This window comes from Sphingopyxis sp. SE2 (assembly GCF_032227185.1).
Classification (GTDB): Bacteria; Pseudomonadota; Alphaproteobacteria; order Sphingomonadales; family Sphingomonadaceae; genus Sphingopyxis.
Map to the genome: position 1 here is coordinate 396,667 of NZ_JAPMXW010000001.1, position 25,047 is coordinate 421,713.

The 25,047-nt window shown below is 65.1% G+C and carries 14 protein-coding genes and 1 tRNA gene; 11 read left to right on the forward strand and 4 right to left on the reverse strand.

The genetic code is table 11. The features are described 5' to 3' along the window. Positions 1-120 precede the first annotated feature (120 nt). The 4 genes from OVY29_RS01795 (at position 121) to OVY29_RS01810 (ending at position 3,176) form a co-directional block, all read left to right on the forward strand. A complete protein-coding gene (locus tag OVY29_RS01795) occupies positions 121-567 on the forward strand; it encodes an ABA4-like family protein (RefSeq protein ID WP_313910698.1) in 447 nt (148 codons plus the stop codon). Continuing rightward, a complete protein-coding gene (locus OVY29_RS01800; protein ID WP_409581450.1) occupies positions 519-1,199 on the forward strand; it encodes a DUF938 domain-containing protein in 681 nt (226 codons plus the stop codon). The genes OVY29_RS01795 and OVY29_RS01800 overlap by 49 nt, the downstream gene beginning before the upstream one ends. Before the next feature lie 103 nt (positions 1,200-1,302). After that, a complete protein-coding gene (locus OVY29_RS01805; protein WP_313910699.1) occupies positions 1,303-2,862 on the forward strand; it encodes a fatty acid--CoA ligase in 1,560 nt (519 codons plus the stop codon). 71 nt (positions 2,863-2,933) lie between these two features. Next, a complete protein-coding gene (locus OVY29_RS01810) occupies positions 2,934-3,176 on the forward strand; it encodes a hypothetical protein (RefSeq protein WP_313910700.1) in 243 nt (80 codons plus the stop codon). Positions 3,177-3,428: 252 nt separating this feature from the next. On the opposite strand, the gene OVY29_RS01815 is transcribed toward OVY29_RS01810, so the two are convergent. Both OVY29_RS01815 and OVY29_RS01820 read right to left on the reverse strand, forming a co-directional pair. Beyond that, entirely contained in the window at positions 3,429-4,052 is a 624-nt protein-coding gene (locus OVY29_RS01815; protein ID WP_313910701.1) for a glutathione S-transferase, read from the reverse strand. Further along, positions 4,049-4,993 carry a DMT family transporter gene (locus tag OVY29_RS01820; RefSeq protein WP_313910702.1) on the reverse strand — a complete coding sequence of 315 codons (945 nt, stop codon included), beginning with the start codon at positions 4,991-4,993 and terminating at the stop codon, positions 4,049-4,051. The genes OVY29_RS01815 and OVY29_RS01820 overlap by 4 nt, the downstream gene beginning before the upstream one ends. Before the next feature lie 92 nt (positions 4,994-5,085). Between OVY29_RS01820 and OVY29_RS01825 the strand changes: the two genes are divergently transcribed. From OVY29_RS01825 to OVY29_RS01835, 3 genes are all read left to right on the forward strand, one after another. After that, positions 5,086-5,161 (forward strand) — tRNA-Trp (locus OVY29_RS01825). Between the two features lie 272 nt (positions 5,162-5,433). Continuing rightward, a complete protein-coding gene (locus tag OVY29_RS01830; protein ID WP_313910703.1) occupies positions 5,434-6,684 on the forward strand; it encodes a cation:proton antiporter in 1,251 nt (416 codons plus the stop codon). 174 nt (positions 6,685-6,858) lie between these two features. Further along, complete coding sequence (locus tag OVY29_RS01835; RefSeq protein ID WP_037554600.1) at positions 6,859-7,476, forward strand: response regulator transcription factor; 618 nt, start codon at positions 6,859-6,861, stop codon at positions 7,474-7,476. Here OVY29_RS01835 and OVY29_RS01840 read toward each other — a convergent pair. Further along, a complete protein-coding gene (locus tag OVY29_RS01840; protein WP_313910704.1) occupies positions 7,462-9,717 on the reverse strand; it encodes an ATP-binding protein in 2,256 nt (751 codons plus the stop codon). The genes OVY29_RS01835 and OVY29_RS01840 overlap by 15 nt on opposite strands. Positions 9,718-10,077: 360 nt before the next feature. Here OVY29_RS01840 and OVY29_RS01845 point away from each other — a divergent pair, with 360 nt between their 5' ends. Beyond that, positions 10,078-16,059, forward strand: a complete 5,982-nt coding sequence (locus tag OVY29_RS01845) for an autotransporter domain-containing protein (protein WP_313910705.1) — start codon at positions 10,078-10,080, stop codon at positions 16,057-16,059. Between the two features lie 145 nt (positions 16,060-16,204). Here the strand turns inward: OVY29_RS01845 and OVY29_RS01850 are convergent, their stop codons facing one another. Beyond that, a complete protein-coding gene (locus OVY29_RS01850) occupies positions 16,205-19,243 on the reverse strand; it encodes a TonB-dependent receptor (RefSeq protein ID WP_313910706.1) in 3,039 nt (1,012 codons plus the stop codon). 177 nt (positions 19,244-19,420) lie between these two features. Between OVY29_RS01850 and OVY29_RS01855 the strand changes: the two genes are divergently transcribed. The 3 genes from OVY29_RS01855 to OVY29_RS01865 are packed head-to-tail and all read left to right on the forward strand — an operon-like array spanning position 19,421 to position 25,043. Further along, complete coding sequence (locus OVY29_RS01855; RefSeq protein WP_313910707.1) at positions 19,421-21,604, forward strand: chondroitinase-B domain-containing protein; 2,184 nt, start codon at positions 19,421-19,423, stop codon at positions 21,602-21,604. Next, the gene (locus OVY29_RS01860) at positions 21,601-23,763 is read left to right on the forward strand and encodes a heparinase II/III family protein (protein ID WP_313910708.1); all 2,163 of its coding nucleotides are present in this window, start codon (positions 21,601-21,603) and stop codon (positions 23,761-23,763) included. The genes OVY29_RS01855 and OVY29_RS01860 overlap by 4 nt, the downstream gene beginning before the upstream one ends. After that, positions 23,760-25,043, forward strand: coding sequence for an MFS transporter (locus OVY29_RS01865; protein WP_313910709.1), 1,284 nt, complete (start codon positions 23,760-23,762; stop codon positions 25,041-25,043). The genes OVY29_RS01860 and OVY29_RS01865 overlap by 4 nt, the downstream gene beginning before the upstream one ends. The last annotated feature ends 4 nt before the right edge of the window (positions 25,044-25,047 follow it).

Genomic DNA, 25,047 nt, shown 5'->3' on the forward strand with positions numbered 1-25,047 from the left:
GCGCGGATTGAGCTAATCTAGCTTTAACCGTCATCGCGGCGTAGGCCGGATCTCATCAGGGAGTTGGTTCCCAACGGCGAGATCCCGGCCTGCGCCGGGATGACGGAGAAGAGGGTGCATATGAGCTGGGACAGCTTGTTTCTGCTAGCAAATTATTGGGCTTTCGCCGGCTGGATCGCGCTGGCCTTCCTCGCGCGCGGGCCCAAGATTCTCGCGGCGATCCTCTATGTCGGCGTGTTCCTGCTCTGTCTGGTCTACACCGTCTTGATCGTCGGCTTCCTTACCGGCGGGATCGATGCGGGTGGGCCGGGCGGCGGCGATTTCACGACGCTGAAGGGCGTGATGAAATTATTCGACAGCCCGGGCGGGGCGACTATGGGGTGGATCCATTATCTGGCGTTCGACCTGTTCACCGGCATGTGGATTGCGCGCGACGCCGACCAGAAGGGCTTCAGCCGCGTCGTGCAATTCCCCTTCCTGTTTCTGACGCTGATGGCCGGTCCGGTCGGGCTTTTCGCATGGCTGATCGTGCGCGAGCGTCGCGCGCGGGCGCAGGCGAAACGGTGATGCCGCAGCTCTGGATGCCCGGCGACGGTGGTGAAGCCGACAAGCGCCACGCCCCCGCGACGCTCCGTAACCGCGACGCCATCGCCGCGGTGCTCGCCGACTGGTTGCCACCGGCGGGAAGTGTGATCGAGGTCGCGAGCGGATCGGGCGAGCATGTGATCCATTTCGCCGCGGCTTTCCCGCATCTGCATTGGCAGCCGAGCGATCCCGACCCCGCCGGTCTGGTGTCGATCGCGGCATGGCGCGCCGAGGCCGGGCTTTCCAATGTCGCGCCGCCGCTGGCGCTCGACGCTTCGGCATCGGGCTGGCCGGTCGACCGTGCCGATGCGATCCTCTGCATCAACATGGTCCATATCAGCCCGTGGGAAGCGACGCTCGGCCTGCTCGCTGGAGCCGCGCGATTGCTCGCGCCCGGCGCGCCGCTGATCCTCTACGGTCCCTACATCGAAGCGGATGTGTCGACCGCGGCGAGCAATCTCGACTTCGACGCCAATCTGCGCACGCGCGATCCGGCATGGGGGCTGCGCGATATCGATGCGGTCAAGGCGGCCGCCCGCGACGCGGGGCTCGCCTTCATCGAGCGCCGCGCGATGCCCGCCAACAATCTGATGCTGCTCTTCCGCCGCACCTGACGGACCTGACAGGGTCGGCCGATCGGCGCTTTACCTCGCCGGCAGAACCGTTAGCTTTCTCATCAATTGCGCGCAAACGACGCGATTCGAGGAGAGAGAGGCGATGGGCCGCGACGTTTCGGAGCTGTTTACGTTCGACGAATTCCTGACCCATTGGGCCGCCGAGCGTCCCGAGCGGGTGGCGATGCGCGAAGAGGACCGCGTCTATTCCTACGCCGAACTCGACGACCTGACGGCGCGCGCCGCCTCGGCGCTGATCGCGGCGGGGCTGAAAAAGGGCGACCGCATCGCGTGGATCGGCAAGAACAGCGATCTTTACTTCACCCTTTTTTATGGCGCGGCGCGCGCGGGCATCGTGATGGCGCCGATCGGCTGGCGCCTGTCGCCGGCCGAATGGGCGTTCATCGTCAATGACACGCAGGCGAAGATCGTCCTCGCCGGGCCGGGGTTCGAGGGATCGGCCGGCCAACTCGCGGGCAAGCTTGCGAACGATCCGGCGATCATGAGTGCCGCCGAAGCATGGGTGATGATCGAGGGCGCGGCGCGCACGCCCTTCGAACCGTCGGTCGCCAACGATGCGGTGCTCCAGCTCTATACTTCGGGCACCACCGGCAATCCCAAGGGCGCGGTGCTGTCGAACCGCAACCTCTTCGCGCTGCGCAAACATTCGAGCACCCTCGACATGCCCTACACCAAATGGGAGGATGACGAGGCGGTGCTGGTCGCGATGCCATGCGCGCATATCGGCGGCACCGGGCTCGGCATCATGGCGCTCGCGGCGGGGCTTCCCGGCGTCATCCTCGCCGAATTCAATCCCGACGGCGTGTTCGACGCGGTCGAACAGCATGGCGTCACGCGCTTCTTCATGGTGCCCGCGGCGCTTCAGATGCTGCTGATGCACCCGCGCTGCGCCAGCGTCGATTACAGCCGCCTCAAATATATCCTCTATGGCGCCGCGCCGATCCCGCTCGAACTGCTGCGCCAGTGCATCCAGGTTTTCGGCGCGCAGTTCATTCAGGCTTACGGGATGACCGAGACGACGGGCACCATCTCGATGCTGCCGCCCGAGGATCATGATCCGGCCGGCAATGCGCGGATGCGCTCGGCGGGCAAGGCGCTTCCCGGGGTCGAGATTGTCATCCTCGGACCGGACGGCCAGCCGGTTTCGACAGGCGAGGTCGGCGAAGTCGTGACACGATCGTCGAACAATATGCTCGGATACTGGAACCTGCCCGACGCGACCGCGAAGACGATGACCGACGACGGCTGGATCCGCACCGGCGACGCGGGTTACCTCGACGCCGACGGCTATCTGTTCATCCACGACCGGATGAAGGACATGATCATCACCGGCGGCGAGAATGTCTATCCGGCCGAGGTCGAAAGCGCGATTTTCGGCCATCCCGCGGTGCAGGAAGTTGCGGTGATCGGCATCCCCGACGCGAAATGGGGCGAGACGGTGAAGGCGGTCGTTGTGGCCAAGCCCGGTGCCAGCGTCGAGGAAGCCGATATCATCGCCTGGGCGCGCGAGCGCATCGCCCCCTTCAAATGCCCGCGCAGCATCGACCTGATCGATGCGTTGCCGCGCAACGCCAGCGGCAAGATTTTGCGAAAAGACCTGCGCGCGCCCTATTGGGAAGGCTATGAGCGGATGGTGAACTGAGCGCCAAGCCGCTCGTCGTGGTGCCGGTGGACGTCCGGCAGGTTCATTTCCTCAGTGCTTAGCGCGCAACGATGGAATGGGTGATCGACTTTTACCGTCCGCTGAGTGCCGCGCTCGGCATGAGCACGGGCGCCTCGGACAGTCTGCTGCATGTGCATGGCGGCATGGTCGTCCTGTTTCTCGCTCGCATCGTAACCCGGCGTTCGCTCGCGACGTGGGCGCCGTTTCTGTTCGTCCTGGCGGCGGCAGTTGCGAAAGAAGCGGCCGATCGCGTGGCGCATGGCGGATGCCCGACAGCGCTTTCGATGTGCTGAGCACGATATTCTGGCCATTGTCCTGATGGTCGGACTGCGATGGCGTCGGGCGCATCCCGACAAGCGCTAGTTTGGGACAGGGCAATGGCCTGCGTGAAAATATGAAAGCCAACCTTCCCGCCGTCCCATAAATTGGGCCCACATACGGCCCTTCACGCGACCTACACCCCGAAGGGCCGATGCGTTTTCCTCGTTGGCTTTGCCATGCACGGGGGCACGGAGGGCTTCACCGGATGGTGGAGCCCTTTTTCGTCACGCTGCGGCCTTCTGACGTGTGCGGGCGCGCTGGAACCCTTCGCGCGCCATGCAGCGACCGAGCCATGCCTTCGTCGCCTCGCCCAGCACATCGTCGGCATCGAGGGTCGTCGCAAGGAACGCCGCATAGCCGATCACGATGTCGGCGATGGTGAAGCGCCCCGCGACCAGCCATTCGCGCCCATCGGCCAGCGCCGCCTCGATGCTCCTGGCCCGGCCCCCGAAAAACGCCTTATAGTCCTCGACCGCCTGCGCGAGCCGCCGCTCCTCGGGTTCGACGCGCGTGTAGCGGATCATGATCGCGAGCGGGAAGGTCAGCGTCGCGTCGCTGCGGTGCAGCCAGTTGCGATAATCCCAATAATCGGCTTCGCTCCGCCGGACTTCGAGCGGCGTCCCTTCGGCGATCCGTTCGCAGATCGCGGCGGACTCGGTCATCAGCCGCCCGTCCTCGGCCCAGCCGGGAATCGTCATCAGCGGGTTCACGGCGCGATAATCGGGCTCAAACGCGCGCGGCGGGAATTTAAGCAGCTTGAGATCGACGTCGATCTCCGCCTCCTCGACCGCCCACAGGCAGCGCAACGAGCGGGCATCGGGGCAGTGATACAGGATAGGGCGCGTCATGCGGCAACCTCCTTCGGCCGGTCGATATGGCGGCGATGTTCGCGCCAGGCGATGAACAGGCCCGACGCGATGATCAGCGGCGCGCCGACCCAGGTGGTGTCGGCGGGCAGGGTGCCGAAAAACCACCAGCCGGCGGCAATCGCCCAGAGCAGGCTCGAATAATCCATCGGGATCACGACCGACACCGGCGCGAGGCGCAGCGCGCCGGTCAGCGACATCTGGACGACCGCGCCGAGGAAGCCGAGCCCGATCAGCAACAGCCATTCGTGGCCGTCGTGCGGCGTGATGACGAAGGGAAGGGCGATGCCGAGCGGGATCATCGACAAGAGGCTGAACCAGAAAACGATCGTCGCGGCATTTTCGGTGCGGCCGAGATCGCGCACCGCAATGGTTATCAGCGCGGTCATGATCGCGCCGGTAAGGGCGACCAATGTGCCGACGCCGTGCGTGCCGCCGAAACCGCCCGCGAAGCTTGAAAGCGGGTCGAGCACGACGAGCACGCCGACGAAGCCGACGATCACTGCACTCCACCGCTGCCACCCCGTCGCCTCGCCGAGCAGAAGCGCAGCGAAGAGAACGGCAAAGATGGGCACCGACAGGCTGATCGTCGTCGCTTCGGCCATCGGCAGCAGGATCATTGCGCCGAAATTGCACGCCATGCCGGCGAGGCCCATCAGCATTCGCCGCGCATGCGCGCCGATCCTCCGCGTCTTCAGCGACGACAGGCCGGTGGTCGCCATCACCCATGCCAGCAGGAAGGGCAGCACGAGCGCCTGTCGCCAGAAGAGGCTCTCGACGACATGGATGCCCGCGGCGTCGATCTTTTTGACGAGCACGAACATCAGCGACAGGCTGACCATCGCGAGCAGCCGCAACGCGATCCCGCCCAGATAATGCTGCGGAGGCCCGTCGGGCCGGGCGGGAAACGGGGCGTCGCTCATATGAAATCGCGCATATCAGCCCGGCGCGTGCGCGCAACCCGTCATCCCCCTTGCCCCGCCCCTCCAATCCGGCTAGTGGCGCACTCCGGCCTAGGGGTATAGCTCAGTTGGTAGAGCATCGGTCTCCAAAACCGAGGGTCGCGGGTTCGAGTCCTGCTGCCCCTGCCAGGCCGGCGTCTTCGAGCAAGATTTCGGCCTCGCCGATTAACCGGGTGGCATTTGCCCTGGCGCGGCGAAATGGGCATCGAGCGCATTGCATCGGACGCGTCACGACGCCCGACAGCACTATATCGACGACCCCAACCCACTTGGCGAAACAGGCGTCTTGATGCGATAATTGCCTGCGTCCTTCAGGTTGAAGCCCCGAACCTGTGTCCCGTTATAACGGCCGATCTGCTCGACGCCGATGCGTATACCGATTGCTCGGGGAGATGGAGCGCATGAACGAACAGGCCTTCTTTGGATTGAGCGCCTATCATCTCGCCATGATGCTCGTCGGTGCGGGCGTCATCGTGGCTTTCTGGCTTCCGCGCTTTCTCTCGGGACGCGAGCCTGCGGCTTCTGCACTGCTGATCCTCTTCGGTATCGCAATCCATTGGGCGATGCCGGACGTCTGGCGTGCTCTCGATCCGCGTGAAGCGCCGAAACTTTGGGAGGTCGCGAGCGAGCTGGCGGTGATCGTCGCGCTGTTCGGTACCGGCATCCGCATCGACGATCTGGCGCATTACCGCCGCTGGCGACCGACGATCAGGCTGCTCGCGGCAGCGATGCCGCTGACCATCGCCGCGGTGGCACTCATGGGATGGGCCTTCGCGGGCATGACTCTCGCCGGAGCCATTCTGCTCGGTGCTGTGCTGGCGCCCACCGACCCCGTGCTTGCGGGCGAAGTACAGGTCGGCCCGCCGACCGAGGGCGACGAACAGCCGGTACGCTTCACCTTGACGACCGAGGCGGGGCTCAACGACGGATTGGCTTTCCCCTTCGTCTATCTCGGCCTGCTCCTCGGGAGCAGTGGATTCTCCGCGGCAATGCTCGGCGAATGGCTGCTTGTCGACGTCTTCTACCGGATTGCCGCGGGTGTGCTCGGGGGCGCCGCCGTCGGTTGGCTCCTCGCGCGCGTCCTTTTCGTGATTCCGCGCGGCAACGTCCTCGCCGACACCGCGTCGGGGGTGCTTTCGATTGCCGGCGTCCTCTTTTGCTATGGCGCAACCGAACTCGCCGAAGGCTATGGCTTCATCGCCTGCTTCGTCGCCGGTATTGTCCTCCGCCGGGTTGAGGCCGAGCATGAATTCCATGGTCGTCTCCACAGTTTCAACGAGGCGATCGAACTGGCGCTCACCGCGCTGTTGCTTCTTCTGGTCGGTGCGACCTTTCCACGGCTTTTCGGCATACTCGACTGGGCGCATGCCGGCATTGCGCTGGGGCTGATATTCCTGGTCCGGCCGATCGCAGGCTGGGTCGGCCTGGTGCGCACGGGACTTGCGGCCCGCGAACGCCTTTTCGTGGCATTTTACGGGATACGGGGCGTCGGCTCGATCTATTATCTCGCCTATGCGGGGAGCCATCTCGAACTGGTCAACGAAGGACAGCTTTGGGCTACGATCCTTTTGACAATCCTGCTGTCGACGATCGTCCATGGCTTTACGGCGGGGCCGATCGTCGATCAGGTCGCGAAACGCCGCGCCCAGTGACGCCGCAGGCGAAAGCGAAGCTTTTCAGCCCGATCGCTCAGCCAAAACGTGGCGGCCGTGACATCCCGCTCGACGTCGCGACCGGCGTCCCCCAATATTATTCGGGTTGCGGCGACGGGAAAATCTGCTGATCAATCCGCATCGGGCAGGCTGGGGGGCAGGCGGGGCGCAGGCATGGTGTCGAAGCACAATATATTGATCGTCGACGATCATCGCATCACCCAGAGCGGGTTGCGGTTCCTGTTCGGGTCGCTCGACCGCTATATGGTCGTGGGCGCGCTCGATCGCGGCGCGACGGTCAACGCCTTCGTCCAGTCGCAGCCCGTCGACCTGGTGATCCTCGACCTCAACCTGCCCGACGTGCGCGGGATCAATGTGCTCGCCGAAATCGTGGGTTCGCGCGACATGACGGTGATCATCCTGACCGGCGAGACGCATGTGAACGAGATTCATTCGGCGCTGAAGCTCGGCGCGCGCGCGATCGTCAGCAAGTCGGACTCGCTCGACCATATCGTCGCCGCGTGCGACGCGGCGCTCGCCGGCGAAATCTATGTCTCGCCGCATATCGGCGAGGCGCTCGGCAAGTTCCAGCAGCCGCCCGTCGCGCTGTCGTCGCGGCAAATGGCGATTCTTCACTATCTGGCGCAAGGCGAGACGAACAAGGAAATCGCCTATCGTCTGGCGATCGCGCCGCCGACCGTGTCGTTCCATATCGCCGAACTGCGGCGCAAGCTTGACGTCTCGCACAACCGCAAGATCGTCGAGCGGGCGAACGAGCTAAACCTGCTCTGATCTTGCTGAAACAGCGCCCAAAAGCGGGTGGAGCGCCATTTCGCGGCATGCGGGCTTGACCGCCATCATCGTGACGAGCTGGCTGAGCCGCCCGCGCGTCACCGTCGTGTCGTCATAGGTGAGCGCGATCGTCGGGCCGCTCGCGGCGGCATCGAGGCCGGCCCCGAACGCCGTGCGGTCGTCGAAATCGAGCAGCGTCCAGCCGTCGAGCTCCGCCTGTAGGGCTTCGGCGGACACCGGAGTGATCGACGAAAAGGCTGCGGGCAGCGCGATCCGGATTTCGGTTCCGGCGGCACTCGATGCGACAATTTTCAGCGATCCGCGCAGCGTGCTGATGATGCGCTGCGCCGATCCGAAGCCCGACCCGCTGCCTTCGTCGCTTTCATCGGCGCGAATGCGGTTCATGGTGCCGTCATTCAACGCCGCGACGAGTTCGGCGGGCATTCCGCCCCCGCTGTCGCGGACCGTGATGATGGCGCAGCCTTCCTCGATTTCGAGCGAGAGGCTCGCCCCTCCGCTGTGGGTATATTTGTAACTGTTGCTCAGCAGGTTCGCGAGTGCGCGCATCAGCAAGGGGCGGTCGGAAATGATCGTGGCCTTGTCGGGAATGCGGACTTCGAGCGTCAGCCTCTTGCCCGCGAAGGGTGTCTTGAACATCATCGACAGTGGCTCGACGAGCGCCTCGGCGCGAAAGCTGCTGAGTGCGAGGAAACCCGTATCGCTTGCGGCGATATTGGCGCCCGAGATGGTCGTTGATACGATTTCATTGAGATAGTCGGCCGAACTTTCGAGCATCTCGACCAGCTCGTCGTCGGCATCGGCGCGCTTCTGGCGCTTGAGAACCTCGACCGCGCTGTTGAGCGCCAGAATCACCTGCCGGCTGTCGTGCCCCGACGCGTGGAGCAGCGCATTCTGGCTGTTGACCGTTTCGAGTGCGAAGGCCTTTTCCTCGGCAAGCCGCGTGGCGCGCTCGCTGATCTCCAGCCGCTCCGTCAGCGACTGCGCATATTTCCAGTCGGCGACGAGCTTGTCGCGCTGGATCTTCTTGAGGTTGAGCCCCAGCGCGATCGTCACCATCACCGATTCGAACAGCCCGACCGGTCCGGCGAGGTGCCAGTTGATCGGCAGCCATGCGAAAATGCCCATCGACGCGATCGCCGCATAGACGATGAAGAGCGCGAGGCTCGCCCAGCCTACAAAGAGCGGCCAGAGCTGGACGCCGAGCTGTTTCATTGCGGCATAGCCGACGAAGGGCAGGAACAATGCGACCGCCACCGCGACCAGCCAGGTCGCGATGTGCAGCAGGAAGCGCAGCTCGGGCGGGTAATAGGCGAGGCCCGGCTGAAAGAGCATGATCGCGAGCGCGAACCAGATCAGCGCCTTCAGCACCATGTCGCGCCGCGGAAAATGGGTAGGGGTGTCGACGAAGCTCCGGCAGAATTGCGCCATCGACGCGGCAAAGCCGCATTTGATGAAATCCTCTACCGCCAGCCCGGTCAGCGGTTTGTCGTAGAGGAAGAAGATCGTGATATAGCCTTCCGAATGGACCGTGTTCAGTGCGAAAAAGGCCTCGGCGACCGCCAGCCACAGAAATTCCCTGAAACCCGTGATCGAGAAGAAGAGGAAGTTGAGCAGCAGCAGCGTCAGCGCGCCGACCACGACGCCCGAGACCATCGAGATATTCGCCCGCCGTTCCTTGAAGAAGGTGCCGTAGCTGTTGATCTTGAGCGGCATATAGGTCGAGTTTTCCGAAATGAACTCGATGGCCACCAGCGTGGTCTGGCGCGGGCCGAGGACCAGTTCGGAGCTGAAGGCCTGATATGTGCCGAGATTTTGCCGGGCGGCCTGCGGGTCCGTGCCATCGACGACCAAGGCGAGGCGCTCCCCATTTGCTTCATAGAGCCGGAAATGTTTGAGCGACCCGCGGCCTGTGGTCAGAATCCAGCTTCCTTGCTCGTCGCTGGCGTTGCGGACCTGTAGTAGAACGACTGTGCGTGTGCCCGGCGGCCCGAAGTGGATGGTCGAACCCTCCACCTGCTGAAGCGGGCCCCGCAGGATGGCGTCCAATTGCGGCGCCCGGATGTCGCCGGGGCGCTTGGCGAAGCGTATGAAAGGCGCCAGATTCGGCGCATCCTCATGGGCGTGCAGTTCGAGCACAGGCAATGTGTCCGTCGCCCCCCACGCCGGCTGCACCAGCCCGAGCAGGGTGAAAAACAGGACGGCAAGCAGGCTTCGCATCATGGGCACCCGTTCGATTACGGGGCCGGCGGTTCCATCATGTTCACGGGAGAGCAGGCGCGCGAAGCCGCGCGCTTCCCCGAATATCAGCGACCCACCCCCCGGTGACGAGGTCACCGTAACGACTACGCCGCCGGATGTGCAAGTATGACGTCAACGGTCCGTCGCAAATTTACCCAAAAAAACATTGGGTAGACGCTCGGGGGAGCCTCGACCTAGTCAACGCGCACAAAGCTGAGCGATGCGAGTCATCCCATCAGCTGGGGGCGCATATTTTTTGGGGGGTGGGGTGGACCAGCCGGAGGACGCGACGTCCTCCGGCGAACCCCTCGCCATGCTTGAATGTCGAGGGGAGTCTCAGTCATGTCGCGTATTTCGAAATCCCGCCTGCTTGCCACCAGCGCGATCGTCGGCCTGTCGATAGGTCAGATCGCGGCGCCCGCCGCGGCGCAGCAATCCTTCGGCATCCACAACGACCAGCCCGAAACGCTGGAGATCGTCGTCGCCGAGGACGAGGATGTCGAAGGCCTCGACATCGGCATCTATGCAGACAATGGCCCCGTCACCGTCGACAATGCCGGCGACATTCGCGGCGACGGCACCAGCCTCGGCAGCATCGACAGCCGGCCGAGCGGCGGCATCGTCATCGCGCAGCCGGGGTCGAGCGTCACCAACAGCGGCACGATCGCCGGCGGCTCCAACGGCATCGTCACCTCCTACTTCTTCAGCGAGGACGAAAATGACAACGAACTGCCGCCCGAAGCGCGTGCGGCCGACACGACCGTCGTTAACACGGGGCTGATCCGCGGTGACGCGGGCACCGGCGTCGGCCTGACCGGCGGCGGCAGCGTCACCAACAGCGGCACGATCCTGGGCTTCAGCGGCAACGTCGGCAACGGCGCGCAGGGCGTCGGGGTTGCGATCTCCGAATTCGCCGATCGCATTGCCGAAGGCGTGACCGGGGTCGGGACCATCGCCAACAGCGAAACCGGCCTGATCGAAGGAACGACATTCGGCGCGGTGCTGCAAGGCGGCGGCACGATCGACAATGCGGGTGTCATCCGCAGCACCGGAACACCCAACCCGGCAACGCCGGGGATCAGCCCCTTCGGTATCATTCTGACCGCCTCGCCCGATCAGGTCGGCCGAACCGCGACCGTCAATAACAGCGGAACGGTTTCGGGTTTCCTCGGCGTGCTCGCGGGCGGCTCGCTCGATACGGCGGTCATCAACAACAGCGGCACGATCAACGCCGTCACCACTGCGATCTTCGCCAACCTGTCGGGCGACCTCGTCGTCAACAACGAAGCGGGCGGCGAGATCATATCGAACGGCTTCATAGCGATCAATTCGGCGGGCGGCACGTTGACGCTCGACAATGAAGGGCTGGTTCGCAGCAACGCCAACACGGCGATCAGCGTCGGCACCCCGGGCGCCTCGATCACCAACAGCGGTACGATCGCCGGTGGCGGGAGCGACGGCATCTATACGAACGCGGACGGCGTCACCACGATCGACAATGCGGAGGATGGCACGATCACCGGCGCGGCGTCGGGCGTCCACGCCGAGCTTGGCGGGCTCGAACTCACCAATGCGGGCACCATCCACGGCGACGGCATCAACCCCGGTTTCGACGCACCGCCCGACGCGGGCGTCACCATTTCGGGCGGGCCCAGCTCGGTCGTCAACAGCGGCAGCATCACCGGCAACCGCTTCGGCATCACGACCGCCAATTATTTCAACGCCGCGACCGGCCAGCTCCAGGGTCTCGCGACCGGCACCACCGTGGTCAACAGCGGCACCATCTATGGTTATAACGACGATGGCGTGCGCCTGATCGGCGGCGGCAGCGTCACCAACAGCGGTGAAATCGGCGGCCAGATCGACGCCTTCGCCGACGGCGTGTCGATGTTCGCCTACACCGACCAGGCGAACGAGGATTATAGCGCGCTGGTCACGAACGAGACCGAGGGGCGGATCATCGGCGTTCGCTTCGGCGTCATCCTGTCGGGCGGCGGCGAGGTCGTGAACGATGGCGAGATCATCGGCGCCTCGGGCGGCGTCTATATTCAGGGCACCGCGCTCAACACCGACCCGAACGAGGAACGCAGCGGACTGACCGCGAACGTCGTCAATCGCGGCACGATCACCGGGCTCGGCGATTTCGGCGGCACGGGCACCGAAGGCTATGGCGTCGGTTTCGGCAGCGACATGTCGACCGCGACTTTGGTCAACAGCGGCACGATCAGCAGCGAATTCGCCGAGGGCGTCAGCCACGGCTCGCTCGCCGATCTGACGATCACCAACGAGGAAGGCGGCGTGATCGCCGGCGCCACCTCGGGCATCTACAGCGGCGCCAGCGGCACGCTGACCGTCGACAACGCCGGCACGATCCGCGGCAATGGCGCCTATGACGGCTTCGCTGCACCGCCCGACGCCGGCATCACCATCGGCACCGCGAGCTCGAGCGTAACCAACAGCGGCATCATCTCGGGCGCCGGCGCGGGCATCACCACCGCGTCGCTGTTCGACGAGGAAATCAATGCGCTCGTCGGCCTCGCCGTGGGTACCGAAATCACCAACAGCGGCAGCATCCTCGGCGAAACGAATGACGGGGTGCGCCTGATCGGCGGCGGCACCGTCACCAACAGCGGAACGATCCGCGGCGAAGGCACGGCTTTCTCCGATGGCGTCTCGATGTACGCCTTCACCGATCAGGCGAACGAGGATTTCAGCGCTTCGGTCGTCAACGCCGAGGGTGGCGAGATCGAAGGCACGCGCTTCGGCATCATCCTGTCGGGCGGCGGCGCGGTCGAAAATGCCGGCGACATCACCGGCGGCGACGGCGGCATGTTCATTCAGGGCACCGCGATCAACACCGATCCGGGTGAGGACCGCAGCGGCCTGACCGCGAGCGTCGTCAACAGCGGCACGATCACCGGCACCCGCGCCGACGGGCTCAACGGCTATGGCGTCGGCTTCGGCAGCGACCTTTCGACCGCGACGCTCGACAACAGCGGCACGATCAGCAGCGTGGCGGCGGCGGGCGTCTTCCACGGCACGCTCGGCGACGTGACGATCAACAACGCTGCCGATGGCGAAATCACTGGCGGCGCTTATGGCGTGCTGGCCGATGGCGCCGGGTCGCTGACGCTCGTCAACGCCGGCACCATCCGCGGCGAGGGTGCTTATGAAGGTGCCGACCGCCCGGCCGAAGCGGGGGTGACGATCACCTCGGCGAACGCCGTGATCGAGAATAGCGGCATCATTTCGAGCGCCGGGCAGGGCATCGTCACCCAGCTCTATTATAATGATGACACCGCCCAGCTCGAGATGCGCGCGGCGAACACGAGCGTCACCAACAGCGGGACGATCCGCGGCGAGAGCAACGATGCGATCCGGCTGTTCGGCGGCGGCAGCGTGACCAACAGCGGGACGATCGAAGGTACGGGCAGCGATTTTGCCGACGGCGTCACGATCCAGGCCTTCGCCGGGCAGGACACGAGCGGCAGCACGATGCTCGGCACGGTCGTCAACGAGGCCGGCGGCACGATCACCGGCGAACGCTATGGCGTGCTCGCGGTCAGCGGCGCGTCGGTCGACAATGCCGGCACCATCTCGGGCGGCATCGCGGGCGTCATCATCGGCCGCCAGAACAGCGCGGGCAAGGAAGGCGTGCTGGTCAACAGCGGCACGATCAATGGCGGCGTCCAGATCGACGTCGACAGCGCGGATGCGACGAACAGCGGTTCGATCGTCAGCGAAACCGGCGTCGCCCTGGCTTCGCTTGGCCAGCTGGACCTGGTCAACAGCGGCACGATCACCGGCGGCAACGGCGTCGCGGCGCAGCTCAGCGCGTTCGACGACACGGTGACGCTGAAGACCGGCAGCGCGATTTCGGGCCTCGTCGATGCGGGCGACGGTATCGACACGCTGACGCTCGACGGCGACGTGCTCGAACTGACCGAAGCGCAGCAGCTCACCGCCGCCAACGGCTTCGAGGCGCTCGACGTCGCGGCGGGCTATTGGTCGACGTCGGGCTTCGTCGGCGAATTCGGCAATGTGACGGTCGACGCGGGTGCGTCGCTCCAGGTCAACGAAGTCGATCTGGGCGAAGAAGGCACCTCGTCGCCGATCCTCACCTCGGCGGTGCGGACCGACGGCCTCCTCGTGCTCAACTTCGGTGAGGATGAAACCGTCTCGGCGCTCGACGATCTGACGATCGACGGGGCAGGGCAGCTGCAGCTGATCGGCGACGCCGTGTTCACCGTCGATACCGCGAATATCGCGCACACCGGCGGCACGATCATCTCGAACGGCGGGCTGGTGCTGACCGGCGTGCTGCAGGGCGACGTCCGGACCGAAGGCGACGGCTTCTTCGAACTCGGCGCTGGCGGGACCGAGGGCAGCTTCGCGGGCAATATCGTCAACGACGGCCGCTTCGTCTTCAATCGTTCGGACAACTATGACTTCCTCGGCGATTTCTCGGGCAATGGCGCGCTCGACAAGCTGGGCGACGGCACGCTGACCTTCATGGGCGACTATGCCTTCGAAGGCGTGACGAACATCCTCGGCGGTTCGGTGCGCATCGGCGGGACGATCGATCCGACGACCGATTTCAATCTCGGCGAGGGCGGCACGCTCGACATCACGGGCAAGGACCAGACGATCGGCGGTCTCGAGGGTGAAGAAGGTTCGAACGTCGAACTCGGCGACAGCCAGCTGACCGTCGACCAGCCGGGGAATACGTCCTTCGGCGGCGACATCTCGGGAACCGGCAGCTTCGTCAAACAGGGCGAGGGCACCCTCAACCTGACGGGCAACAGCACCTACACCGGCCCCACGTCGGTCGACGGCGGCACCCTCGCGGTGAACGGCTCGATCGTCTCGCCGGTCACCGTCAACAGCGGCGGCACGCTCGGCGGCAACGGCAGCGTCGGTTCGACCACCGTCGGCGACGGCGGGACGCTCGCGCCGGGCAATTCGATCGGCCGGCTCACCGTCAACGGCGACCTCGCCTTCGCCGCCGGCTCGACCTATGAGGTCGAAGTCAATGCGGCGGGCGAGGCTGACCGCCTCGACGCCACCGGCGCGGTCACGATCGACAGCACGGCGAGCGTCGCCGTTCTCGCCGAAGATGGCGAATATGCCGGCCGCACCGACTATGTGATCCTGACCGGCGCGGGCGGCATCACCGGCACCTTCGGGACGGTGACGAGCGATCTCGCCTTCCTCGATCCGCTGCTGCGCTACGACGCCAATTCGGTGATCCTGTCGCTCTATCGCAACGACATCGACTTCGCCGACATCGCCATCGGTTTCAACCAGGCGAGCGTCGCGACCGCGGTTCAGGCGCTCGGCATCGACAACCCGCTCTACGAAGCGGTGCTGGTCCAGAATGCGGCGACCGCACAGGCGAGCTTCGGCGACCTGTCGGGCGAAATTCTCGCCAGTTCGCTCAGCGGCCTGACCGACGACAGCCGGCACCTGCGCAACAGCCTGATGGGGATGAAGGCGCCCGAGGGAAGCGGCGCGTTCGTCTGGGGCTCGGCCTTCGGCGGCTGGGGCGATTTCGACGCCAATCGCGGCAATTTCGCGATGGACACCGACCACAAGGGGCTGGTCGCGGGGGTCGGTTTCGGCGGCAACGGCTTCGCCGCGGCGCTCTCGGCGGGGATCGGCGGTTCGGACTTCCGTTTCGACGGGCGTAATGACCGCACCGAGGTCGACAGCAAATATTTCGCCGCGCATGCCACCTATGGCAGCGGCGAGGGGCTGCGCGGCACCGTCGGGGTCAGCTACGCCTGGCACGACGTCGACACCAGCCGCAGCATCAGCGGCGCGCCGCTCGCCCAGACGCTGACGTCGAAGCGCGATGCCGACACGCTGCAGATCTTCGGCGAAATCGGTTATGACATCACCGCCGGCAACACGGCGATCACACCCTTTGCCCGGCTGGCGCATGTCGACACCGGCAGCGACGCCTTCACCGAAACCGGCGGCAGTGCGGCGCTGACGGTGGGCAAGGCCGACCAGAAGACGACCTTCCTCAGCTTGGGCGCGCGGGCGCAGTTCAACGCGGGACAGCCGGGCTTCCAGCCCTATCTGTCGGCGGCGTGGAACCGCGCCTTCAACGATCGCCGCGCCCCGATCGTCTCGCGCTTCGTCGCGGGTGGTCCGGCGTTCGACATCCTCGGCATCGCGATCCCCAAAAATTCGGCGGAGGTCGAAGCCGGCTTTGAATTCACCACGGGGGCCTTCCGCCTCGGCGCCGCCTATACCGGCACGCTGGCGTCGGATCGCAGCGCCCATGGTGCACGAGTAACTGCGCGCATCGCTTTCTGATAGCGACCCGATCGGAAGCGGTTCACGCAGTTTGAGGCCGAGGCAACCTAGGTTGCCTCGGCCTCATCCTCTAATTGCATCGTCATCCCGGCCTTCGCCGGGATGACGAGCTATGGAATAACGGTGTTTCGGTCTATTCCGATCACTAGAACTTCACGCTCAGTCCGGCAGTGATCCGGCGATCGGTCAGGCCCTGGAAGCAGAGCAGCGCCTTGTTGTTGACGCAATATTGGTTCTGGTCGCCGCGCAGCAGGTTGATGCCCTCGACGCCGACATTGATGTGATCGTTGATGTCGTAATTGATGCTGGCGTTGAGTTGGCCCCGCGCGCCGTTGATCAGCGGCAGGCCGAAGAAGAAGGGATCGTCCGACACATAGCTCGACCGCCACGTATAACGCACGCGCGCATTGAGACCGTATTTGTCGTAGAACAGCGTCGCATTATAGGCATATTTAGACAGATTGGTCAGCGAGATCAGGTCCTGCGAACCCGGATAGCCGAGCTGGGTGAAGACCGTCCGCGGCCCGTCGGCGGTGCGATATTCGCGCGCCGAGCCGCCCGCCTTCTGATAGGTGAAATTGCCGATAAAGCCGAAGCCCGAGGCGAAGCCGAGCACGTCCTCCCACGCCGAAAGATCGTGCTGGAACGCGACCTCGACGCCGGTTTGCGTCGTCGTGCCCGGAACGTTGAAGGTCGAACTGCGCGGAACGCAGATGCCGACGCCCTGAATCGGGTTGTTGATGTTGCGGTTGGCGATCGGATTATAGATGCCGCCGTCGGGGCAAGAGGGGTCGATCGAAATATTGAGGTTGCCGTCGGCGTCGAGATTCGGCGCCGGATCTTCCTGCCGCTGCGCGAACAAATTGGTACGGCTCTTGTGGAAGAAGCCGATGCTGATCAGGCTCGACGGCGCGAAATAATATTCGCCCGACAGGTCGAACGACCACACCGCTTCGGGAACGAGGTCGGGATTGCCCACCGCGACCGGCGTGTTCGCGCCGGTGCCGAAAGAGAAGGAGGTCGACAGCGTGTCGAAATTCGGGCGGCGAATGTCGCGCGCGATGCCGGCGCGGACGAGGAAGCGGTCGGCGGGTTCGAGCACGAGGTTGAAGCGCGGCAACAGGAAGTTGTACGAGCTTTTGGCGACGGTCTGCCCCGTGACCTCGCCGTTCGCGATATTGTTGCCGGTCGAGGACAGGCTGGTGTGCAGCCAGCGCACGCCCGCGTTGCCGCGCACCGGCATGCCGGCGATCTCGCCCTCCATATTCGCCTGAAAATAGGCGGCATTCGTCGTTTCCTTGATCTTGAAAAAGCCCGCGAAGGATTCGGTCGGCGTCACCAGCGACGCGATGGGCGGCCCCTGCGTCGCGGCGGCGTTGCTCGCGTCGATCGCGGCGTTGAGTGCGTCGAGCACTTTCGCCGGATCGTCGAACGCCAGCCCGCCGTCGATCAGCAGAAAATCGGGGAAATAGAGCCGGCGCCCGTCGGCCGCGTTGAAGTTGCTCGGCCCCGGGATCAATATGTCCGAAAACAGGTCGCCCGACGGCCGGTTCCATGCGCTGGTCGTGTTGGTCAGGCTGACATTTCGTGAAAATTCGCTGTTTTCCGCCGAGGTGCGGTTCCAGCGATAGCCGAAATCGATCGAAGTGACGAACGGGTTGAGATCGCTCGTATCATAGGAGAAATCGAGGCGCGCCGCCCTTTCCTGATTGTCGGTCGTGTTCGCGCCCTGCGCCACTTGCTGCAGCTGGTAATTGGCGGGATCGAGCAATTGCGCCGTTGTCGGCGCGAAGGGGCTCGCCTGGTCGATGCCGAACTGCAGTGTGCCGCCGCGCAGGTCGAATTCGATCGGCACGCCATTGTCGATGCTGCGTCCGATTTGCGGCTGCGGGCCGTTGGGGTTGATGAAATCGAGCGTTGTCGAAAAGTTCGGGAAATCCGATTTCGAGGTCGATAGCGCTACTTCCGCGCGCATCCTCAGCTTGTCGGTTACCTGCCAGTCGGTGCCAAAGTCGAACACCCGGCTTTTGGTGACGCGCGCTCCGGTGTCGCTCGACGTGCGCATATTCGGATCGATCACCGTTCCGGTGCTGCCGCCGATACCGAGCGTGCCCGCGACCGTCGCCTCGACGCTGCCAAGGTCGATCGGGCCGTCGGGTCCGTCGAGCGTGCCCCAGTTGACGGTCTCGAACGCGCTATTGTCGGTCGCGTCGACGACCGACGGCGTCGCGGTGCCCGAAATCTGCACGCGGTGGCTTTGCTGCCCGCGCGTCTGGTTGTTGAGCGTCGCGTCGAAATAGAATTTCAGGTCGTCGTTCGGCTTCCATTCCAGCGCGGCGGTGCCATTGTAGGTTTCATATTCGTAATTCTCCAATCCCTGCTGAAGGAACTGGATGCGCAGAAAGGGAAAGGCCTCGGCGCTTGGGCCCGATCCGGGAAGGACGACCGCGTCGCGGTCGACGCGCGGTTTGAACGCGGCGACGTCCTGCCGGGCATAGCTGCCGCTCAAGACGATGCCGATTTCGCCGATGCCGGTGTCCCAATTGCTGCCGACCGTCGCCGACAGCCGCGGCAGGGTCGACTTCGACAGGTCGCTGTTTTCCATCTGCGCGCGCGCGGCGATCAGCGGTTCCTTGAGGTCGAGCGGGCGGATCGTCCGCAGGTTGATCGTGCCGCCGACCGACCCCTCGATCGTCTGCGCGGTCGGGACCTTGGTGACTTCGACCGAGGCGATCAGCGCGGCGGGCAGATCCTCGAAACTGATGCCCGAGCGGCCGGCGCCTGATCCGACGGTCGACACGCCGTTGATTTCGGTGCGGTTGGCGTCGGTACCGCGGATCTGCACCGCATTGCCGACGCCGGCTTGCCGGGTGATCTGGACCCCGGTGACATTCTCCAGCACTTCGGCCAAATTCTGGTCGGGCAGTTTGCCGATATCTTCGGCTTGGATGACCTCGACGATATTGTCGGAGGTGCGCTTTTCGCCCAGCGCGGTGGCAAGGGAACTGCGGATGCCCGTGACGACAATCGCGTCATCGACCGCCTCATCGGCGGGGGCATCGTCCGACGCCCTATCCTGCGCGAACGCGGGAATGGCGAGCATCGCCAAGGCCGTCGTGCCCAACAAGGTCGCCGCGAAATTCATTCTGCCGCGCGAAACGCGCACGAGGCTGCCCCGAATCATTCCCACTCTCCCTGTTTGCCTTGTTTGGAGAGAGGCTCTTCCTGTCAGACCAATATGTCAACCCATGATTCATACCATATCTGGGTTGATATTGTCCTACCTCTTGTATAGGCCAATGGCCAAGAATCATAAAAAGGGTGAGGCGCGGTGCAGATAAGGGCGATTCTAACGATAGTGATGTTGGCATCGACGGCGCATCCCGCGTGGGCGCGCGACCTGCTCGTGGCCGATCAGGCGCAATATAAGGCGGCGGTCAAAAAGGCGCAGCCGGGCGACACGATTGTCCTCGCCGAAGGCGAGTGGCGCGATTTCCAGATCGTCTTCACCGGCACCGGCACCGCCGCCAAGCCGATCGCGCTGACCGCTGAGACCAAGGGCAAGGTGCTGATCACCGGCCAGTCGAACCTGCGCATCGGCGGAAAGCATCTTCTCGTTTCGGGTCTCGTCTTCAAAAATGGCGCGAGCCCGACCCGCGAAGTCATCAGCTTCCGCCGCGATTCCAAAACGCTCGCCACCGACAGCCGCATTACCGAGACCGTCATCGACGGCTTCAGCAAGGCCGACCGCCGCGCCGAGGATATTTGGGTCGCGCTTTACGGCACCGGCAACCGCGTCGATCATTCGCATTTCGAGGGCAAGACCAACGCCGGCGTGACGCTCGCGGTGATCCGCCGCGCGGGCGACCCGCTCGATAACGGCCACCGCATCGATCACAATTATTTCGGCCCGCGTCCGCCGCTGGGATCGAACGGCGGAGAGACGATCCGCATCGGCACCAGCGAGGAATCGCTGTCCGACAGCCATACGATCGTCGAACGCAACATCTTCGACCGGACGAGTGGCGAGGTCGAGATCGTCTCTGTCAAGTCGGGCGGCAATATCATCCGCGAAAATCTGGTGCTCGAAGCGCAGGGTGCCTTCGTGCTCCGCCACGGCAACGGCAATCTCGTCGAGCGCAACATCTTCTTCGGCAAGGGCGTGCCCGACACCGGCGGCGTGCGCGTGATCAACCGCGATCAGATCGTGCGCGACAATTATTTCGAAGGGCTCGCGGGCAGCTCGTTCAAAAGCGCGATCACCGTGATGAACGGCGTGCCCAATTCGGTGATCAACCGCTATCATCGGGTCGCGAACGCGCGGATCGAGCGCAACAGCCTCATCGACGTCGCGCGCATCACCCTGGCGGCGGGCGCCGACGCCGAACGTTCGGCGCCGCCCGTGGACAGCAAATTCGAGCGCAATCTGATCGTCGGCGCCAAGGGTGCGGACCCGTTCCGCGCCGAAGGCGAAATCGGCGGCATCGCCTTCGCGGGCAATGTTCAGACGAAGGTCGCGAAGCCCTTGCCGAGCGCCGGGGTCGAGCAGCGCGACATGACGCTCGAACGCGCCGCCAATGGCTTGCTCTATCCGATCGAGCCCGCGCTCGCCGCCGTCGGCGCGCCCCGCGACCTCGAACCCGTCACCCGCGAAGAGGTTGGCGCGAGCTGGTATCGCGGCGATGCTCCGGAGGCGGCGTTCGGCGCCGGCGCCACACGGCCGATCGCGGCGGGCGCCTCGCTCGCAGAGGCGGTCGCCGATGCGAAGGCCGGCGACACGCTGGCGCTCGCGACGGGCACCTACGACATCGCCGCGCCGCTGACGGTGCAGAGCCGGCTGACCATCGCAGGTGCCAAGGACGCGAAGCCCGTGCTGCGCGTCGCGTCGAGCCTCGCGCGGATCGCGAGCGGCGGCGGGTTGCGGCTCGAAAATCTGGCGGTGGACGCTAGTGCATCGCCCGGCGACGGCGCGCTGATCGCGGTCGGCGCTGGCATCGCCCCCAATTACAGCATTGCGCTCGACCGCGTGTCGGTGCGCGGCCCGGGCAAGGGCCGCCTCGACGGCATCGTCATGGCGCCCGGCACCTTCGCCGACGATGTGACGATCACGAACAGCGATTTTTCCGCAATGGGCGTCGTCGTCTCGGGCACCGGCGAGCAGGAACCAAAGGGCTGGTATCCGATGGAACGCCTGACGATCAGCGGCAGCCGCTTCGCGAGCGTCGCGATGGTCGCCGACCTCTTGCGCAAGGGCACCGACGAAAGCACCTTCGGCCCCTGGTTTTCGATGACGGGTTCGAGCGTCGCCAATAGCGGTGCGGGCGGCGCGTCGCTGCGCGTCTCGGGCGCGCAACACACCGACATCGGGCAGAACAGCTTCGCCAAGTCGGACGGCATCGTCGTCATCCATTCGGTCGGCGCGCCCGAAACGCGCATCGCGTCGAACGCCTTCGCCGCGACCCCCGCGCCGCGCATCGAGGAACTGGCATGGAAAGGCCCGCCGCGCGGGCAGCTGATCGGTAATGTCGTGGAGGCGCGCCGATGACCCGCACCCTCGCGCTCCTGCTCGCCGCCGCGACGCTGCCGGCGGTCCCCGCCGCCGCGCAGACCCCGCCCGCCGCTTCGGCACAGGCTTTCGCACCGCTCTTTGCGGCCGAGGTCGAACGCGCGCGGCGCGACGTCGATGCGTCGATCAAGGCGGGCATCAACGTTCCGGTGCCCAAGGATCCCGGCGGCGGCTTCACCCACGAGCAGCACAAGCGCAATTACCGCATCATTTTCGAGGGCGGCCAGCTCTTCCGTCTGACCGGCGAGGCGCGCTACCGCGACCATGTTCGCGATCTTTTACTCGCTTATGCCGACCTCTATCCGGGGCTCGGGCCGCATCCCGCGGCGTCGAACCAGGTGCCGGGACGCCTCTTCTGGCAGAGCCTCAACGACAGCGTCTTCCTCGTGAACGCGGTGCAGGGCTATGCTCAGATCCGCGAGGCGCTCTCCGCCGACGAGCGCAAGCGGATCGACGACAATGTGATCCGCCCGATGGCGCGCTTCCTGTCGGACGAGTCGCCCGAGGTGATCAACCGCATCCACAATCACGCGACCTGGGCCGCGGCCGGCGTCGGCCTGTCGGGCTATCTGCTCGGCGACCGCGACCTCGTCGACAAGGCGCTGCTCGGGCTCGACAAGAGCGGCAAGGCAGGATTCCTCCGCCAGCTCGATCTGCTCTTTTCGCCTGACGGCTATTATGCCGAAGGGCCCTATTATCAACGCTATGCGTTGCAACCCTTTGTCGTCTTCGCGGCGGCGATCGCCGCGAATGATCCCGACCGCGAGATTTTCGAATATCGGGGCGGCATCGTCCTGAAAGCGATCCGCACCGCGATCGACCTGACGCACGATGGCTTTTTCCTCCCGATCAACGACGCGATGCCCGACAAGAGCCTGCGCACCGAGGAACTCTACCACGCCGTTGCCATCGCCTATGGCGCCACCAAGGATCCGGCCTTCCTGTCGATCGCCGACTGGCAGGGCCGCACCGTGCTGACCCCGGCGGGGCAGGCGGTGGCCGGCGATCTTGCGGCGGGCAAGGCGAAGCCCTGGCCCTTCGCCTCGCGGCTGCTGTCCGACGGCCCCGACGGCAAGGGCGGCGCGCTCGTGCTGCTGCGGACCAAGAGTGATCCCGCCGGCCCGCTGCTCGTTGCCAAGAATACGGTGCAAGGCATGGGGCACGGCCATTTCGACCGGCTCGGCTGGCTCTATTATGACGAGACCGGCGCGGTCGTGACCGACTATGGCGCCGCGCGCTTCCTCAATGTCGAGGCGAAGCGCGGCGGGCGCTACCTCCCCGAAAACGACAGCTGGGCGAGCGCGACGATCGCGCACAACACGCTTGTCGTCGATGAGCAAAGCCACTTCGCAGGCGACTGGAAAGCTGGAGAAAAATCCGGAACGCGCCAGCTCGCCGCATCGCTCGAAGGCCCCACCCGCTACACGATCGGCGAAATCGACAGCGCATACAAGGATGTCGCGATCCGCCGCGCGCTGCTGCTGATCGAGATCGACGGCCTCGCCAATCCTCTGACGCTCGATATCCTCCACGGAACTGGCAGCGGCAGGCATGTCTATGACCTGCCGCTGCATTTTTCGGGGCATATCATCGACAGCGACATCGCGTTCGACCGCAATCTCGCCGAGCGGCCGGTGCTGGGGAAGGCGAACGGCTATCAGCATCTGTGGGTCGACGGGACGGGAACCAAGGCGGGCAAGGCGCGGCTGACATGGATGCAGGGCAGCCGCTTCTATAGCTATCATATGCTGCCGCCCGCGGGCGCAAGCTTCATCCTCGCCGAAAGCGGCGCGAACGATCCCGAGTTCAACCTGCGCCGCGAACCCGCGCTGATTCAGCGCGTCGACGGCGCCGCGAACGCGACCTTCGTCAGCCTGCTCGAACCGCACGGCGCCTACGACGCCGCGGCCGAGACGGTCGTCGCGAGCAGCGCGCGTGTCGCGGCGCTTGAGCATCGCAAGGAAAAGGGCGTCGATCTCGTCCTCGTAACTCTCGTCGACGGCCGCCGCATCGCTATCGCGGTCGCCGACGACGTTGCCGCCCATGCGAAGCACAGCCTCGTCATAGGCGAACAAACCCTCGCTTGGACCGGCCCCGTCGGCCGCCTCGACCTCGCCAAGACCGGAGCGAAGAAATGAGCAATATCAAGGGCCGCTTCCGCTGGTGCGTCATCGCGCTGATCGCGCTCGCAACCGTCATCAATTACATCGACCGCAACGCGCTCGCCGTGATGTGGCCCGAGGTGTCGAAGGACATCGGCGCCACCAAGGAAGATTACGCGCTGCTGGTGACGATCTTCATGATCTTCTACGCCTTCGGCCAGTCGTTGTTCGGGCGCATCTTCGACGCGATCGGCACGCGGATGGGTTTCACCCTTTCGATCGTCATCTGGTCGCTGTCGATCGCCGCCCACGCCCTCGTGCGCTCGATGCCGCTGCTCATGGTCCTGCGCGCCACATTGGGAGTCAGCGAGGCGGGTAACTGGCCCGGCGCCGCAAAAGCGAACGCGCTGTGGTTCCCGTCGCGCGAACGCGCGCTGGCGCAGGGCATCTTCAATGCCGGCGCCTCGCTCGGCGGCATCATCTCGGCGCCGCTGATCGCCTTGCTCTTCGTCCAGTTCGGCTGGCACGGAACCTTCCTCCTCATCGGCGTGCTCGGCTTCATCTGGCTCGTGCCCTGGCTCTGGTTCTACAAGGCCGATCCCGACAAGCATCCGGGACTCAGCGAAGAAGAGCGGCAATATATCCTGACCGGCCGCACCGAGGCGGGCCGTGACGACGGCCGCCGCGTGCCGCTCGGCGAACTGCTCCGCTATCGCCAGAGCTGGGGCGTCATCCTGTCGCGCTTCTTCCTCGACCCCGTCTGGTGGCTCTTCGTGTCGTGGCTACCGATCTATCTCGCCGAAACCTTCGGCTTCGACGTCAAGCAGATCGGCCTCTTCGCCTGGGTGCCCTTCGTCGGCGCGATGCTCGGCAGCCTGTTCGGCGGCTGGTTCGCAGGAAGGATCATCACCGGCGGCGGCGGCGTGCACAAGGCGCGCACGCTCAGCATCGCGATCGGCTGCGCGATCATGCTGCCCGCGCTGCTCTTCACCATCGGCGCGAGCGATCCGCTCACCGCGGTGCTGCTGATCGCGTGCATCCTCTTCGGCTTCCAGATGGCGATCGGCAACATCCAGACGCTGCCGAGCGACTATTTCGGCGGCGGCGCGGTCGGCAGCCTCGCGGGGATCAGCGGCACCGCGGCGGTCGCGGGCACGCTGATCACGACCTGGCTCGTGCCGGTACTCACCAAGACGAGCTACGCGCCGATCTTCGCGCTCTCCGCGGCGATCGTCCCGATCTCATTCCTGTGTTTCTGGCTGGTCGGCGGTCGCGTCGAACCGGTCGCCACCCAACCCACCCACAATCAAGAATAAGGAA